The 16,389-nt window shown below is 28.3% G+C and carries 14 protein-coding genes; 4 read left to right on the top strand and 10 right to left on the bottom strand.

Features of this window, described 5'->3' with window-relative positions; translation table 11 throughout:
* Nucleotides 1–7 precede the first annotated feature (7 nt).
* The 5 genes from AVBRAN_RS03310 to ccoG form a co-directional block, all read right to left on the bottom strand.
* A complete protein-coding gene (locus AVBRAN_RS03310) occupies nt 8–1,348 on the bottom strand; it encodes a TolC family protein (protein ID WP_239803547.1) in 1,341 nt (446 codons plus the stop codon).
* Nucleotides 1,341–4,484 carry a multidrug efflux RND transporter permease subunit gene (locus tag AVBRAN_RS03305; protein ID WP_214119950.1) on the bottom strand — a complete coding sequence of 1,048 codons (3,144 nt, stop codon included), beginning with the start codon at nt 4,482–4,484 and terminating at the stop codon, nt 1,341–1,343. The genes AVBRAN_RS03310 and AVBRAN_RS03305 overlap by 8 nt, the downstream gene beginning before the upstream one ends.
* A complete protein-coding gene (locus tag AVBRAN_RS03300) occupies nt 4,484–5,623 on the bottom strand; it encodes an efflux RND transporter periplasmic adaptor subunit (protein WP_239803546.1) in 1,140 nt (379 codons plus the stop codon). Before AVBRAN_RS03300 ends, AVBRAN_RS03305 begins: the two co-directional genes overlap by 1 nt.
* Before the next feature lie 65 nt (nt 5,624–5,688).
* Nucleotides 5,689–6,282: a TetR/AcrR family transcriptional regulator gene (locus AVBRAN_RS11000; protein ID WP_214149795.1), complete on the bottom strand. Its 594-nt coding sequence runs from the start codon at nt 6,280–6,282 to the stop codon at nt 5,689–5,691.
* A complete protein-coding gene (gene ccoG / locus AVBRAN_RS03290; RefSeq protein WP_239803545.1) occupies nt 6,261–7,598 on the bottom strand; it encodes a cytochrome c oxidase accessory protein CcoG in 1,338 nt (445 codons plus the stop codon). The genes AVBRAN_RS11000 and ccoG overlap by 22 nt, the downstream gene beginning before the upstream one ends.
* Before the next feature lie 150 nt (nt 7,599–7,748).
* Here ccoG and rpsU point away from each other — a divergent pair, with 150 nt between their 5' ends.
* From rpsU to AVBRAN_RS03270, 4 genes are read left to right on the top strand one after another with little or no spacing between them, the layout of a single operon-like run.
* Nucleotides 7,749–7,961, top strand: coding sequence for a 30S ribosomal protein S21 (rpsU, locus tag AVBRAN_RS03285; RefSeq protein ID WP_214117291.1), 213 nt, complete (start codon nt 7,749–7,751; stop codon nt 7,959–7,961).
* A gap of 34 nt (nt 7,962–7,995) precedes the next feature.
* On the top strand, nt 7,996–8,412 hold the full coding sequence (locus tag AVBRAN_RS03280) for a helix-turn-helix domain-containing protein (protein WP_214117248.1): 417 nt from the start codon (nt 7,996–7,998) through the stop codon (nt 8,410–8,412).
* 8 nt (nt 8,413–8,420) lie between these two features.
* Nucleotides 8,421–8,984: a UPF0323 family lipoprotein gene (locus AVBRAN_RS03275; RefSeq protein WP_214117251.1), complete on the top strand. Its 564-nt coding sequence runs from the start codon at nt 8,421–8,423 to the stop codon at nt 8,982–8,984.
* Nucleotides 8,984–9,460 (top strand): methylated-DNA--[protein]-cysteine S-methyltransferase, encoded by a 477-nt coding sequence (locus AVBRAN_RS03270; protein ID WP_239803544.1) that lies wholly within the window; start codon nt 8,984–8,986, stop codon nt 9,458–9,460. The genes AVBRAN_RS03275 and AVBRAN_RS03270 overlap by 1 nt, the downstream gene beginning before the upstream one ends.
* A gap of 84 nt (nt 9,461–9,544) precedes the next feature.
* Here the strand turns inward: AVBRAN_RS03270 and AVBRAN_RS03265 are convergent, their stop codons facing one another.
* The 5 genes from AVBRAN_RS03265 to AVBRAN_RS03245 all read right to left on the bottom strand — a co-directional run bounded on the left by AVBRAN_RS03265 (nt 9,545) and on the right by AVBRAN_RS03245 (nt 16,388).
* Entirely contained in the window at nt 9,545–10,675 is a 1,131-nt protein-coding gene (locus tag AVBRAN_RS03265; protein WP_214117255.1) for a PrpF domain-containing protein, read from the bottom strand.
* 11 nt (nt 10,676–10,686) lie between these two features.
* On the bottom strand, nt 10,687–11,763 hold the full coding sequence (locus AVBRAN_RS03260; protein ID WP_214117259.1) for a PrpF domain-containing protein: 1,077 nt from the start codon (nt 11,761–11,763) through the stop codon (nt 10,687–10,689).
* 2 nt (nt 11,764–11,765) lie between these two features.
* Complete coding sequence (locus AVBRAN_RS03255; RefSeq protein ID WP_239803543.1) at nt 11,766–12,623, bottom strand: oxaloacetate decarboxylase; 858 nt, start codon at nt 12,621–12,623, stop codon at nt 11,766–11,768.
* Nucleotides 12,624–12,731: 108 nt separating this feature from the next.
* Complete coding sequence (gene brnQ / locus AVBRAN_RS03250) at nt 12,732–14,066, bottom strand: branched-chain amino acid transport system II carrier protein (RefSeq protein WP_239803542.1); 1,335 nt, start codon at nt 14,064–14,066, stop codon at nt 12,732–12,734.
* Between the two features lie 18 nt (nt 14,067–14,084).
* Nucleotides 14,085–16,388 (bottom strand): DNA translocase FtsK, encoded by a 2,304-nt coding sequence (locus tag AVBRAN_RS03245; RefSeq protein WP_239803541.1) that lies wholly within the window; start codon nt 16,386–16,388, stop codon nt 14,085–14,087.
* Between the last annotated feature and the right edge of the window lies 1 nt (nt 16,389).

Below are 16,389 nucleotides of genomic sequence, written 5' to 3'. Positions count from 1 at the left end.
ATAAAAATCACTTCCTAAATTCAAGTTTTTTAACTCCAATAGCTTTATAAGCATCAATTCCTGCAGTTATCTTGCCTAATTTTAAATCAATTTGCTCTATTAAGCTATTTTGTAAAGCTCTTTCGCTATCTAAGAATTCTAAAAAGCTGATTTCTCCTTCATTAAATTTAAGCTTATTAAACTCATAAATTTCTTCTTCTAGTTTTACTATTTCATCATAATCTCTTAATTTAACTTCAGCATTATTATATTTTAAAATAGCATCTTCTATTTCTTTTAACGCAGTTTTTACTACTTTTTCATAGCCTAATACTGCATTATCTTGAGCTAAATTTGCTCTAATTACTTGCTCATCAACATCACCTAAATTAAATAAAGGTTGTAACAAACTAGCAGTAATTGAGCCAACAGGGTCAGAAAATACATTATGTGTATCTCCACTCCAACTAACACCAGCACCTATTGTAAAGGTTGGAAAAAAGCTATCCCAAGCAATTTTTGCATTATTATGAGCTATTTTTACATCTAAAATTGCTTTTGCTATATCAGGACGATTTGTCATAACAGAGCTTGGTATAGTAGCTGGCATAACAAAATCTTCTATTAAGTTATTAGCAAATTTAATTGGTTCTTTTTCTTGATTTAATCCATAAACTAAAATATCTAAAGAATTAATATACAAATCTCTTTCTAATTTTAAACTTCTTAATTTAGTTTGATTTAGAGTAAATTGTTCTTTAGTTTGTAAAAGAACTGATTTTGTAATAAAGCCTAATTTATATTGCTCTTCTTTTAATTTTAAAGTTTTTTCATAGCTATTTATAAAGTCTTCTAAAATTTCTATTTTTTTATTAGTTGCTACAACTTGATAATAAAGTTTTGCAATACTAAATCCAATAGTTTGATAAGTGTTTTCTACATCAAATTCGCTAATATTAGCACTATAAATAGCGTTATCTTTAGCCTTACCAAATTTATTTAATAAATCTATTTCATAAGATAAATTAAGACCTAAAGAATGCCCGTAAGTTGGCTTTTGGTGTTTAATTAATCTCTCATTTGCATTAATTCCAAGATTAATGCTAGGCTCTCTTTTAATCCCAACACTTACTAAATTTGATTCAGCTATTAAAAGATTATTAATAGCCATTTTAACATCTTCATTATTTTCCATAGCAATCTCAATCAAGCGATTAAGATTTTCATCTTTGCCTAAGCTTCTCCAATCTTTAATTTCAAATTTAGTATTATTATCTAAATTATTTGGAGTTTTAAGCTCATAATTATTAACACTAGAGCAAGCAGCTAAAAATAAAGCTGCGATTGCTGATATTAAAAGCTTATTCATTAATTTGCTTTCCTTTCTTTTTAAAAACCTTATCATTTAAACTCTCTAGTAAATAGAAAAATAAAGGCACAAATAAAATAGATATACTAGAAGCTATAATAATACCACCAACTAGCCCTGTGCTAAGTGAGTGTCTAGCAGCACTACCTGAACCTTCACTAAATACTAAAGGTAAAATACCAAAACCAAACGCTAAAGAAGTCATAATAATAGGTCTAAATCTAAGTTTTGCCGCCTTTATAGCTGCATCATAAGTGCTTAAGCCGTGTTTATATTTTTCTTCCATAGCAAATTCAACAATTAATATAGCATTTTTTGCACTAAGACCAATTAACAATAATAAACCTATTTGAAAATATATGTCATTTTGCATACCCCTTAAATAAGTTGCTGCTAAACTTCCAAATACTGCAAAAGGAACTGCCGTAATTACTGCAAGTGGCATTAACCATCTTTCATATTGAGCTGCAAGTATTAAAAATACAAATACCATACCTAATGCAAATGCAGTAGAACCACTACCACTAGCATTTACTTCTTCATAAGAACTTCCTGCCCAAGCATAAGAATATTCATCTTTATTCATAGTTTCATTAAACACTTCAACTATAGCATTAATAGCATCTCCACTAGTATATCCTGGAGCTGGCGAAGCTGTAACTTTTGCAGCTGGGAAAAGGTTAAATCTAGTTACTGAAAACGCTGCTACACTTGGCTTAATATCAACAACACTAGCTAAAGATATACTTTTGCCTTCACTATTTTTAACATAAATATTTTCAAGACTTGTTCTTTTATTTCTAAATTCTTCATCGCCTCTTACATTTACTTGGAAATTTTTACCTAAAGCAGTAAAATCATTCACATAAACAGAACCAAAAATTAAATTTAAATTTGAATATATATCACTTAAACTAAGCCCTAAAATTTTAGCTTTTTTCTCATCAACACTTACTTTTAACTCAGGATAATCAGTGTTTAAAGTCGTTCTTGCTTGAGTTAATTCAGGTCTTTTTGATGCTGCTGCAAGTAAAGTATCTATATCTTTTTTAATTTCTTCATAACTTTTACCTGATTTATTTTGCACATACATTTCAAATCCGCCTGTTAAAGAAAGCCCCATAATCGGTGGTGGATTTAAGAAAAATGCAAAACCATCAGGGTCAAGCCACATATTTTTCATCCAAGTATTAGCTAAATTTTCACTATCTCCATTAATACCTAAATCTTTTCTATCTTTATAATCTTTTAATGTAATAAATGAAATTCCAGCACTTGGAGAAAGAGCTGAACTCTCTACATCAAATCCATTTAAAGAAATCATACTTTCTACTGCAGGATTATTCTTAACCATATCATAGATTTTATTATTAAAGGCTAGAGTTTTATCTAGGTTGCTAGAAGATTTTAATTGTGATAAAACTAATACAGCACCCTTATCTTCGCTAGGAACAAGTGAGCTAGGAATAATTTTTAGTAAGGCAAAAATTCCATAAAAGAATATAGCAACTACTATTAAACTTGGAATTACATGTCTTAAAACTTTTGCAACTGCACTACCAAAAATATTAATACTCCAATCAAAAAAGTCATTAAATTTTTTAACTAAATAAAAAGGCTTATCTTCATGGTCTTTTAATAATATACCGCATAATGCAGGAGTTAGCGTTAATGCAACAAAACCTGAAATACAAACAGAAATTACAAGAGTAATTGCAAATTGTCTTTGAATTTGCCCTACAAATCCATCTAAAAATGATACAGGAATAAATACCGCACTTAATACTAAAACGATAGAAATTACAGGTCCGGTTACTTCATCCATTGCCATTTTAGTAGCTGCTTTTACATCTTTTGTAATACCACTTCTAAACACACGCTCAACATTTTCTACAACAACAATAGCATCATCAACAACAATGCCGATTGCTAAAACTAAAGCAAATAATGTAATAAGATTGATTGTAAAACCAAAAACATAAAGGAAAGCAAAAGTTCCAAGTAAAGAAACCGGCACAGCAATTAATGGAATAATAGTTGCACGAAGGTTTTTTAAGAACATATACATAACTATTAAAACAAGTAAAATAGCTTCAACAAATGTTTGAACAACTTCGCTTATACTATCTTTTACGAAATCGGTAGTATCATAAGGCATACTATAAGCAACACCACTTGGGAAGAATTTGCTTAGCTCTTCTAATTTTTCTTGCACAGCTTTAGCTACTGCTATAGCATTTGCACCTGATTTTAAATTAATCATCATAGGAACCATTTTTTTACCATTATTAAGTCCGGCAAAACCATAGTTTTTAGTTCCTATCTCTACTCTTGCTATATCTTTTAAATATAAAATATTTCCATTTGGAAGTGCTTTTATTATGATATTTTCAAAATCACTTACCTTACTAAGCTTACCTTTAGCACTCATTGTATAAACAAATGGACTAATTTCTTTCATAGGTAAATCGCCTATAGTTCCTGTTGGATATTGTGAGTTTTGTTCTCTTATAGCTGCACTTACAACAGCTGGATTTAAATCATATTTATTAAGCTTTTCTGAATCAAGCCAAATTCTCATAGAATAATCTTTAGCTCCAATTACTTCAGCACTACCAATACCTTCTAATCTCTTTAACTCTTCAGCCACATTTAATGTAGCATAGTTACTTAGATAAGTTTCATCACGGCTATCATCAGGAGAATAAAACGAAACAACAGCTAAAATATTTGAGCTAGTTTCATCAACACTAACACCTAATTTTTTAACTTCTTCAGGCATTTTTGCTTGAACGCTTTGAACTTTATTATTAACATCAATTAATGCTTTTGATGGGTCTTTTCCAACCTTAAAATAAACATTTAAAAACATCAAACCACTTGAACTTGAGCTTGAAGTTATATAAATCATATCTTCAACACCATTAATTGCGTCTTCAAGAATACTTGCTACATTTTGAGAAAGCGTAGCTGCATCAACGCCAGAATAATTAGCAGTTACCCTAACCGTTGGAGATGTTACATTAGGATATTCTTCAATAGGCAAACCCTTCATTCCTAAAATACCAGCAATAGTAATTATAATTGAAACAACTATCGCAAATACTGGTCTATATATAAAAAACTTAGAAAACATTATTGTTCCTTAGTCTGCTCTTTAGGAGCTTGCTTTTGCATCATCGCACCAAATTCTGCCTTAGTTGCTATTTTTGCGCCAGGATAAATCTTTTTATAATTATTTAAAATCAATTCATCATCAACTTTTAAATCACTTGTTTTTGCGTCAATTACGGCAATTTTCTCATCATCAAAAATTGTTTTAACATGAATTTGTTTTGTTATATTTTTGTCTTTAACAAATACATAATATCCATCAATATCTTGTAATAAATTTTCTCTACTAATTACAAAAGAATCATTTTGCATAATATTGCTTAGTTTAAGACTAACAAATGTTCCTGCACTTAATTCTTGATTAGTATTTTCAAAAACCGCATAAGCCTTAGTGCTTGCTAATTCATTATAATTTGATATAAACTCAACTTTACCTTCATAAGTCTTACCATTTAAAGTAAAATTAGCTTTTGCGCTTTTTAAATCATTATTATTTCTTTTAATTTGTTCCATATTTGTATCTGATATAAAAAATGTAGCTTTTAAGGTATTTTGATCTACAATTTTTACTAATTGAGTATTATTTGCATTAGCATAGCTTCCAGCATCAACTAATGAAGCTTGCACATATCCATCAAATGGAGCTTTTACATTAGTATAATCATAGTTTAATTTAGCTATCTTATAAGCTGCATTAGCTTTATCTAAACTAGCTTTTGCACTTTTAAAGGCTGCTTCTTTTGTATCAAATTCTTTTTGACTAACTGCTTTTTTAGCATATAAGTCTTTAGTTCTATTATAATCAGTATTAGCGTTTTCGTAGTTTGCTTTAGCAACACCAACATCAGCTAACGCTAAATCCAAACTAGCTTTATATTGCTCATCATCAATCTTATATAAAATTGTTCCTTGTTTTACAAAATCGCCATCTTTAAATAATATTTTTTTAATCTCGCCAGATACTTTTGGCAAAACTACTACATCTTTGTTAGCTTCTAATTTCGCTGCATATTGATAATAAATTTCAGCATTTTCTAAACTTACTTTTTTAATATCTACAATAGAAGGTGGCATTTCTTGCTGCTTTTGCTCTACCTTGTCATTGCAAGCTGTAAATAATAACAAGCTAGCAACGAAACTTAGTTTAATAAGTCTTTTCATAAATCTTCCTTGTTGTAATTTTAAATTTTAAAGATGTAATTATAATTACATTTAAGTTAATGAAATTAACGCAAAGCCCTTAAAAATAAGATATTTACATTTTTTACATGCTCACTTAATTCATCTTGTGTAAAGATTTCTTTAGAGTTAAAAATCAAATCAAAAATCTTATTACTTCTAATCATAGAGCAGTATAAATTAGCTAAATTATAAGCACTTATTTCATTTAGAATTTCTTTTTTGATTTTTTTCTCAAATACTTCACATAAAAATCTAATTATTACATCTTTATCTGCTTTTGCACATTCTTGTTTAAAATTAATATCTTGATAAGTTCTTTCAAGAACTAATCTTAAAAATTTTGCATTATCTTCGCCTATAAAAAAATTACAATATTCATTACCAAATACATTTAAAAAATCTGGTAAATCCAAGTTGGCTTTTGAAGAAATCATAATTTTTAAATTCTCTAACCTAGTTTCTGCCCTAAATTTTAAAGCCTTTAAAAATAAATTATTTTTATTTTCAAATTTTTTATATATCGTCGCAAGAGAACCGCCAGTTACTTTAACAATATCATTTAAACTTGTATTTTCGTAGCCCTTTTCTAAAAATAGTTCAAGGGCTACTTTTAAAATTATTTCTTCTTTTCCTTCCATTTTTTCTCCTTAGGATATATAAATATTGTATCCTTTATGGTAAATATTTTATCATCATCTAAGGCATAAGCTCTTATATTAATATGCTTATGATGTTTTTTAACTTTCTTAAGCTCACTTCTTAAAATAACAATTTGTTTTAATTTCTCACCAGCTTTAACTCTAAAATCTTTTTTAGGTTTTAAAATACTAATATCATCATCTAATATTTCTAAATAAAATCTATGGTCTTGCTTGCTAGTATTGTGAAATAATATAACATAGGCATTATCAACATAATTTTCATCTTTATTTATTGTATATAATTCAGTAGTTCTATTTATATTCATAAGCATAGTTTCTTTGCTACCAGCCGTTAAAACTAACCCAATAAACATAGCACACAATACAACTATATAAACAATAGTTCTAAATCTAAAGAATTTAAGTTTTTCTTTAGTTTTTATTTCTTTTGTGCTAGACCAAGATATTAATGATGGTCTATTAAATCTTGCTTGAACATTTGAACAAGCATCAGCACATTCAAGACAATTTATACAATCAAGCTGCATTCCTTTTCTAATATCTATATGAGTTGGACATATTTTTACACAGGCTTCACAAGCTATACATTCTCCACCTATTGGTTTTTTTATAATTTTTTCTCCATCTTTATAAATAATTCCGCCACGACTTTCATCATATATAACACTTTTTGTGTCGTTATCAAACATAACGCTTTGAATTCTTGCATAAGGACAAATATAAGCACAAAAATTCTCTTTAATAAAAGTAATATCAAATGTTATAAATAAAGATAAGCATAAAACAATTCCAAATAAAAGTAAGTGTTCATTAAAATGGTCAAGATAAGTAAAGAAATCTTCAGGTGGAACAAAATACCATAAAAAATTACTTGCAGCAATTAAGCTAATTGGATAAAACACAATAACACTTGCAATTCTTGCAAATATTTTATTTCTTGGTTTATTTTGTTTATTTTTTCTGCCACTATAAATTCTAAATAATTTAGTTTGTATTAAATCTCTAAAAATTATTCTAAATATAGTTTGAGGACAGCCCCAAGCACACCAAACTCTACCAAGTAAATTTGTAATAAAAAAAATAAATACAAACATCATAATTAATAAAAATGGCATTAAATACAACTCGTTTGTATTAAAAGATATGAAAAATAAATCTAATTTTTGTTTATCAAAACTAAGCAAAAATAAATGATTACCATTTATTCTAATAAATGGAATAATAAAAACAATACAGGTAAGTAAAACATAAAATGTAGTCCGCTTTTTAAAATAATTTGTAATATTTCCCATTACGTTCTCCTTAATTTTAACTTAATTTGTAATTTTAAGATAATTTTAGTCTTTAAAAATTAAGAATAGTAAATTAAAAAATATTTTGTTTATTAACAATTTTTTTATAAATTAGCACTTTTAATTTTACAACGAAAGGAAGTGATTGCCGTGCCAGGGATTAAAGTTCATAATAACGAATCTTTTGACGAGGCTTATCGCAAATTCAAAAAGCAAACTGATCGTAACCTAATCGTAACAGAAGTTAGAGCAAGACGCTTTTTTGAACCTATGACTGAAATTCGCAAAAAACAAAAAATTTCAGCTAGAAAAAAAATGCTAAAACGCCTATATATGTTAAGACATTACGAAGCAAAGCTTTAATAAAAAGGGGTTATCCCCTTTTTAAAGGTTAGAAATGAAACTCTTAGTAAAAGACGCCGCAAAATACTTAAATATCAGCAAAGAAGCTATTTATAATAGAATTAGAAGAGGCACTTTAAAATCAATAAAAGAAGATAATAAAACCTATGTTTTAATAGAACCAGAACAAAATAGTTTAGCTATTAAAGATGAGCTATTAGAACAAATAAAAATCTTAAAACTAAGCAACGAAGAATTAAAAAAAGAAAACGAAGAATTAAAAAATAAAATAAATCTACCAGTAATTATAAAAGCAAAATGGATTTTAATAGATGAATATTTATTAAGATTTAAGAAAAAAAAGCGTGAAAAAATAAAAAAATATCTCATATCAAGGCTTTTTAAAAGTAAAAAAATAAAACTAGAAAACAATCAAGTATTTATAAGAAACAAAAAATTATCAAAGATTTAGGAGGAAAAATGTTTAAGAATTTAAATAACTTAACTTACAAAGCGTCTTTAACTGCAATTGTAGCTGGTTCATTATTAAGTGCTTGTGGTGGCGAAGAGCAACAACAAGCTAAAGGCTCATTTTTAATAATAGAAGAATATGCTCCTAAACAATACAGAATTAAAGATGAATTTCCAAGTGATGAAACAAGAGTAGTTCTAAAAGAATTAAATGGAAATGAAAGAGTATTAAGCAAGGCTGAGATGGATGAGCTAATAAAAGCTGAAAATGCAAAAATAGAAGCAAATCAAAGCTCATTAACAAATGAAAGTATTGGTTCAAATCATTCATTAGGCGAAGTTTTGCTAAGCTCTGTAGCAGGTGCAATAATTGGCTCTTGGATAGGCAATAAGTTATTTAATAATTCACATTTTAATGCAAACAAAGCTACGCATTATCAAAACCCAAGCACATATCAAAGAAGTGTAAATAGCTTTAAAAGCACACCTAGTGCAGGAGCTTCAAAAAGTAGTGGATTTTTTAAAAGCCAAAGCACAAGTGGTGCTAGTAGTTCTGGTAGTTTTGGCTCTTAATGTATATTGAAATTATAAAATTTAAAAACTTTATAGTTTTAATAAAAGCTAATGATGAGTATTTGATTTCAGTTGATATTACAAATCTTGCTACTTTAAAAGAAAAACCAAATCAAATAACTTCATTAGTAAAATCTGAACTTTTAAAGTATTTTAAGGGAGAAGATTTTGATTTTACAAATATAAAACTTAATCTTGATAAATTTTCTACTTTTACAAAAGAAGTTTTAAATGAACTTAAAAATATACCTTATGCAAACACTATAACTTATAAAGAATTAGCATATAGAATAAATTCTAAAGCCTATCGTGCAGTAGGAACTGCATTATCAAAAAACCCTTATTTAATAATACTACCTTGCCATAGAGTAATTCGCTCTGATGAAAGTCTAGGAAGATTTACTTGTGAAGTGTCTAATATGAAAGAGTTTTTAAATAAACACGAAAAAAATAATATCAAATCAAATAATTTTTAAAGTATTTTATAAGCCATTATTAATTTATAAAATACTTAATCCTAATTTAAATTCCAAAAAAGGAATTTAAATTAGAAATTTAACTTAATAATCTTTTCTAGTAAATACATAGCCTTGCATTAAGCATCTTGCAGTCCTAATAACACTCACGCTATCATTATCAATAAATCCCGTAATTGTCCCACTTGGATGAGCTATTACTAATTCATTAGAAAAGCTACTTAAATGCTCATTAATTAATGTGCCTTGTGTCTTTGCTGCCATTGAAATACATACCGTTCCTGTGACTGCAATTGATGGGTGTGGGCGTTGCATACTCATCATTCTAACGCATACATTTATATCATTTTTTGATATTTTAGCACCACTTGTGCTAGTGTAATCTTGCACAAAATCAACCAAACAAGCTTTAGGCACTGATGGATTTTTTGCTGTTGCTTCTTCTTTTTTTGCTAAGCCAATTAGCTCACTTGCTATACTTCTTACTTCTTCAATTTTATCAAGCTCGTTTTGAGAAATTTCATCATATATATTGCCACTTAATAAATCTTTAGCTCTCATAAACACAAGCGCTGCTCCAGCATCTACTATACTAATTTCAATATTGCCAAAACTTGTATTTACAACTTGTTTTGCAGAATTTGTAGGCAATAATCCTTTATTCATAGAGCCTTCAGGATTAATAAAACCTAATTTAATTTCACTAGCTGTATTTGGCACTCCTGCTATTTTAGTATCTCCTGCTGGTTCAAAACTTTTTAAATCATCGCTTAATTTGAATCTAGCTTTTAAATATTTATTTGTATTGGTATTTAAAATCCTAACGCAAATTATTTTATTTTCTAAATCACACTCATCTTTTATAATGATTTTTTCATACATTTTAGAATCATTTAAATCAATCAAACCCAAATCATAAGCAAAAGCACCAACGCATGAGCTAATATTTCCACAATTACTATTAAAATCAACCATTTCTTTATCAATATTTACTTGAGCGAAAGTATAAGTTAATTCATTATTTTTAATATCAACTATAGCTACTTTTGAAGTTACTGACGCAGCACCACCAATTCCATCAATTTGCTTTGTAGCAGTCCCCATAACATCAGCTAAAAACTCGCCCCATTTAACTCTTGCTGGCATATCCTTTTCATAAAAACAAGCAGCTTTAGATGTGCCACCTCTATAAATACTACATTTAAATTTCTTCATATTTTCTCCTTTTAATTAATGTAAATAAATCCGTCCATTATTCTTCTTGCACTTCTTTTAAGTCCAACACCTATGATTTTACCACTTTCTATCTCTACGCTAACATCTACTACGCCTAAAAAATGTTTAATTTTTACATCTTGAATACCATTTTGTATCATAGTTAAACCACTAAGCTCATTTGCTAAAGTGCCATTTTCTAATGCTGCAACGGCTAAATTATATAATCCACTAGCAGGCGAGCTTTTATGAAGATTTCTAAGACTTAAAACCCTAATTCCTATATCAAATTCACTTTTATTATCAGATTTAAAAAGTGCTGCTATTTTTGGTATAGCTTGATTGTTTTCTAAATCATTTTCATCTTTAGCAAAACCTAATTTAATAGCATAAAAATCTCTTAATTTGTTTAAATCTTCAATAGCTTTTAAAGCACTAAAATCATTATAATTTAAATTAAAATCTAAATCAAATTCCCTTGCATCAACATATAAAAATGGATTTATTAAATCAAGTAAAGTAGCTCTATAACCATTAAAATTGCTAATTTTTCCTAATGGATATTTAAGTCCTGTTTGTTCAGCCCCTGCATTTTTAATAAAAACATCAGCCAGCTCACAACCACCAAAAACTCCTTGCATAATACTAGAACCTTTTTCTACAAATTCTCCATCTTTAATCTTAGCTTTAAATTCAATAATTTTTTGAATATTTGTATTGTAAATTCTAACACATACATTGCTTGCAAACCTATCAAAACTAAATAACTTTTCATTAATAGCATAAGCTCCAACAGCAGCTATTAAATTCCCGCAAGTGCCTTTATTATCTATACTATCTTTCATAACCCCAGCTTGAAAGAATTCCCACTCAATATCATAATTTTTATTATTTACACTTTTTACAACGCATATTTTATTGGTTGATGATATAGAACCACCTAGCCCATCAATAGCGTTTTGGTTATGACAATCAATAGATTTTTTAAATATATCAGCCCAAGTGCTTTTATCTTTAGGCAAGTCATTTGCGTTAAATATTAGCCCCCTACTCGTGCCACCCCTATAAACACTGCATTTAATTTTCATAATTATCCTTTAAATTTATTTTCTATATCCATCCACTTATCAAATTCACATATTCTATTTCTTTCTTTCATAGAAATCATTAAATGTTCTGCATTATCTGTTCTGCCTGTAGTTTTTAGATGATTTAATAAATCATTCATACCTTTAATAGCAGCTTTTAAAGTAGCATTTGCATAAAGAACTATATTAAAGCCCATTTTTTGTAATTCATCATTGCTTAATATCGGAGTTTTGCCACCTTCTACCATATTTGCAATATGATAAGCTTTTATTAATTTAGGAAGACTTGCCATTTGTTCTATGCTAGTAGGAGCTTCTATAAATAATATATCAGCTCCACTTTCTAAATACGCATTAGCTCTATTAATAGCATCATCAAAACCATTAACAGCAATTGCGTCTGTTCTTGCAATTATTAAAGTATCATATTCTAAGGCGTCTTTACAAGCTTTGATTTTCGCACACATTTCATCTTGAGATATTAATTTTTTCCCATCAAAATGCCCGCACCTTTTTGGTAGTTGCTGGTCTTCTATTTGAATTGCTGCTATTTTGTTTTTGCTAAATTCTTTTGCTGTTCTATAAACATTTAAAGCATTGCCGTAGCCATTATCTATATCTGCTATTACGGGAAGATTTGTAGCATCGTTTATTCTCTTTGTATTTTCTAACATTTCATTCATACTAACAAGTCCTATATCAGGAAAACCAAACTGCATATTTGCCATACCTGCTCCTGTAGCATAAACAACTTTAAAACCTGCTAATTCAATAAGTCTTGCATATAAAGCACAAGAAGCTCCTGGTGCTACTAAAATTTCTTGTGAATTAAGTGCTTCTTTTAAAATTTTTGCTTTCATTAGCACTCCTTTTAAAAAATGCTTAATCTTAACACAAAATTTTAATTTTTGATATTAATTGTTAATTAATAAGAAATAAGTGTGTAGAATTGTAACAAGATGATTTAATTAAAAATCATCTTTTTTACTAAAGGCATTAATAATATATCCTAATATAAACATAACAATCACAGGTATAACCCAGCCAAGCATAGATGAGTAAAATGGCAACATTTCTAAATATTTAGCTATACCTAAATAAGATAATATTTTTTCATCATTTATGTTTAAAATTGAGCTATCAATTGCGTTTAAAATTCCTATAAAAGCCGCAGTATAAACGCTAAATCTATAAATGATTTTGCTCTCATTTATTAAATTATTTATTAAAGATAAAATTATTAAAACTATAGCTATTGGATAAATCGCTATTAATATAGGAACGCTTACTTTTAAAATCTGCGTTAAACCTTGAATTGATAAAACAAAACTAGCAACTACCCAAATAATAACCCAATTTTTATAAGAAATCTTAGTAACACTACTAAAATAGCTAGCACTTGAGCCAATCAAACCAATCGTAGTAGTAAGACAAGCAAGTAAAGCTGTAAATCCTAAAATAAATCTACCAAAACTACCAAATAAATCATCACTAATTAATGATAATAAAATAGCCCCATTACTAGCGTCTTTAAAGGTATTACCATAAACATAGCCTAAATACCCTAAAGCAAAATAAACTATCATTAAAATAATTCCAGAAAATAATCCTGCTTTTATAGTAAGTAATGATAATTGATGTTTATTAGTAACTCCTAATGATTTTAAAGCCCCAACAACACTAATCCCAAATACTAAAGCAGCAAGCGCATCCATAGTCTGATAGCCTTCTACAAATGCTGTTGCTACTGGGTGGGTAGTGTAATTTTGATTAGGAATGCTAACATTTACTTCTGAATAAATTAAAGTGCATATAAAAAATACTGCTATTAAAATAAGTAAAATCGGTGTTAAATACTTGCCTAATGTATCTAACATAGTGCTAGGATTTAAGCATATATAATAATTAAGTGCAAAATATATAAAACTATAAAAAGCTAAATAATATACATTATATTCATTATCAACAAAAGGTAAAATCATTATTTCATAAGGCATAGTGCTAGCTCTTGGAATTGCTACTAAAGGCCCTATGGTAATATAAATAACTGCTACAAAAATTACTGCAAATGTTACATTTACTCTACTTGCTAATTCTTTTAATGTTCCTGCTTTAGCAACTGCAGCAACGCCTAAAACAGGTAAAGCAACACCTGTTACACAAAAAAACAAAATCGCTAAATAAAAATTACTCCCCGCATCCATTCCTAGTTTTGGTGGCAAAATAAAATTCCCAGCACCAAAAAACATAGCAAACAGCATTAATGCTACTACATAAAATTCTTTTTTTCCTATTTTTGTCATATTTCTCCTTAGATTTTTTTATAAAAGACTTCTCACACCTTTTGAATTAGGTTCGCTCAAAATTCCTTGCTTTTCGCACTGCTCTACAATATTAGCAGCTCTATTGTAACCTATATTTAATTGGCGTTGAATATAAGAAATACTAGTTTTTCCACTCTCTTGCATAATTCTTACAGCTTCACTGAATAATTCATCTACACTATCATCATTATTTTTAACATAGGTTTGAGTAAAGCTTGAATCTTGTAAAATACTCTCATCATAATTTGCTTTTTCTTGTTTTTTTAGGTGCTCTACTACTCTAATTATCTCTTCTTCACTTGCAAATGGAGCGTGCAATCTTACTATCTGACTTGTTCCTGGTGGAGTAAATAAACTATCTCCACGACCAAGCAAACTCTCAGCTCCTTTAGAATCTAGTATAACCTTACTATCAACTCCAGTTCCAACTTTATAGCTTAATCTACTAGGTAAATTTGCCTTAATAAGACCTGTTATTACATCTACACTTGGGCGTTGTGTAGCTACTATTAGATGAATTCCTGCTGCTCTTGCCATTTGAGCTAATCTTGCTATATAAGTTTCTACTTCTTTTCCGCTAGTCATTATTAAATCAGCCAACTCATCAATAATAATTACAATATAAGCAAAAGGCTCAAGTCCTAATTTAGGTGCTTTTTCATTAAAACTCTCAATATTTTTAGTATAAACGCTAGCCATTAATTCATATCGTCTTTCCATCTCTAAAACCATATTTTTTAAAGCTAAAGTTGCTTTTTCTGCTCTTGTAATTACAGGAGTTAATAAGTGCGGAATATCATTATACATTGAAAATTCAAGCATTTTAGGGTCAATCATCAATAACCTTAAAGTCCTTGGGCTATTTTTATATAAAAGACTTAAAATCATAGCATTAATACCTACACTCTTACCACTTCCTGTAGTTCCTGCTATTAATAAATGCGGTAAGCGTTTTAAATCAGTTACAAAAGTATTTCCTACTATATCCTTACCTAAGGCTATTGTTAATTTGCTTTTAGATTTTGAAAATAATTCATCTTCAAAAATAGTTCTAATATTAATTGTTTGAGAAGTTTTATTTGGAATTTCAATCCCTACCACATCTTTTCCTGGAATTGGTGCTTGAATTCTAATACTTGTAGCCTTAAGTGCCATAGCTAAATCATCAGCTAAGCCTGAGATTTTGCTAAGCTTTACATCAGCAGCAGGTCTAAACTCAAATGTAGTAACCACAGGACCCCAATATGTTTTAACCACATCTCCATCAATCTTAAAATGCTTTAATTTTGCTAAAAGCTCGTTTATTTTCTCATCAAGCTCATCTTCATTAATTATTATTTCTGTAGTTACGGCTTTATCTAATAATTCCACACTAGGTAGCTCAAAATCTCTTGGTATTTCAATTGCTCCTAATTCAATATCTTTTAAAATTGCTTTATTTTCTTCAAGCTCATTTAAAATCTCTACTTTTTTGCCTTTTTTAGGGACAAAACTTTGAGAATCTTGCTCATCTACTATCAAAATATCTTGAAAATCATTAGAATTTAAAACAGGAATTTCATTTTGTATTTCTTCGGTTTGCTCTACTGATTTTTCTTCTTTTATTTCGTTTTTAACTATTTTAAAATCATCTTTATTAATGCTATCTTTGTTTATTTTCTGCATTAAAGGCTCTAAGATTATTTTTGGCTCACTAATTATTTTGCCTTGTTCGTTTGTAAAATTAATTTTAGTCTTTTCATCTTCTTTAGTGGTTTTTATTTCATATGATTTTACAAATCTAATATTGCCTAAATCACTTAAAATTTCTTCTTTTGGTTTTGATTTGTCTTCTTTAGGAGTTTTTGTTTCTTTTATGATTTTTTCTTTTTTAATAGGTTTTTCTTTGCTTTTAAAAAGATTTTTGAACTTATCTTTATCTTGTAATTTTGAATAAATATAAGAATGATTAAAATAAATTAAAACAAATACAAGCAAGATAAAAAATACAATATTTACAAAACCTAAAAAGCTAATAATTCCAAAATCAAAAACACTAGAAAAAGGTAAAGATAATATCAAAATACTACAAATTATATTGGCTAATATTTTTAAAGCATATTTAAAAGATTTATATACAAATAAGTAATTTCCTACAAATGCTAATAAAAAAATATAAGAAAGATTTCCAAAACAAATTCTTAAGCCCTTGCTAAAATAAGCACTTGCTAAAAACAATCCATTAGCTTCGGGCAAAAACAGCCCGAAACTAAAATAAAATAATATAAATGAAACAAATATAAATATAAATTCTTTTTTCATC

Source organism: Campylobacter sp. RM12651 (assembly GCF_022369475.1).
Lineage (GTDB): Bacteria > Campylobacterota > Campylobacteria > Campylobacterales > Campylobacteraceae > Campylobacter_E.
Note: the sequence above shows the minus strand (reverse complement) of the source record. Positions and strands in the feature narration are given on the sequence as shown.

Excerpts from the sequence above, each read along its gene's own strand:
- AVBRAN_RS03245 (WP_239803541.1), bottom strand. The coding sequence starts at position 16,388 with ATGAAAAAAGAATTTATATTTATATTTGTTTCATTTATATTATTTTAT.
- AVBRAN_RS03270 (WP_239803544.1), top strand. The coding sequence starts at position 8,984 with ATGTATATTGAAATTATAAAATTTAAAAACTTTATAGTTTTAATAAAA.
- AVBRAN_RS03310 (WP_239803547.1), bottom strand. The coding sequence starts at position 1,348 with ATGAATAAGCTTTTAATATCAGCAATCGCAGCTTTATTTTTAGCTGCT.
- AVBRAN_RS03305 (WP_214119950.1), bottom strand. The coding sequence starts at position 4,484 with ATGTTTTCTAAGTTTTTTATATATAGACCAGTATTTGCGATAGTTGTT.
- AVBRAN_RS03265 (WP_214117255.1), bottom strand. The coding sequence starts at position 10,675 with ATGAAGAAATTTAAATGTAGTATTTATAGAGGTGGCACATCTAAAGCT.
- AVBRAN_RS03255 (WP_239803543.1), bottom strand. The coding sequence starts at position 12,623 with ATGAAAGCAAAAATTTTAAAAGAAGCACTTAATTCACAAGAAATTTTA.
- brnQ (WP_239803542.1), bottom strand. The coding sequence starts at position 14,066 with ATGACAAAAATAGGAAAAAAAGAATTTTATGTAGTAGCATTAATGCTG.
- AVBRAN_RS11000 (WP_214149795.1), bottom strand. The coding sequence starts at position 6,282 with ATGGAAGGAAAAGAAGAAATAATTTTAAAAGTAGCCCTTGAACTATTT.
- AVBRAN_RS03280 (WP_214117248.1), top strand. The coding sequence starts at position 7,996 with ATGAAACTCTTAGTAAAAGACGCCGCAAAATACTTAAATATCAGCAAA.
- AVBRAN_RS03275 (WP_214117251.1), top strand. The coding sequence starts at position 8,421 with ATGTTTAAGAATTTAAATAACTTAACTTACAAAGCGTCTTTAACTGCA.
- ccoG (WP_239803545.1), bottom strand. The coding sequence starts at position 7,598 with ATGGGAAATATTACAAATTATTTTAAAAAGCGGACTACATTTTATGTT.
- AVBRAN_RS03260 (WP_214117259.1), bottom strand. The coding sequence starts at position 11,763 with ATGAAAATTAAATGCAGTGTTTATAGGGGTGGCACGAGTAGGGGGCTA.
- AVBRAN_RS03300 (WP_239803546.1), bottom strand. The coding sequence starts at position 5,623 with ATGAAAAGACTTATTAAACTAAGTTTCGTTGCTAGCTTGTTATTATTT.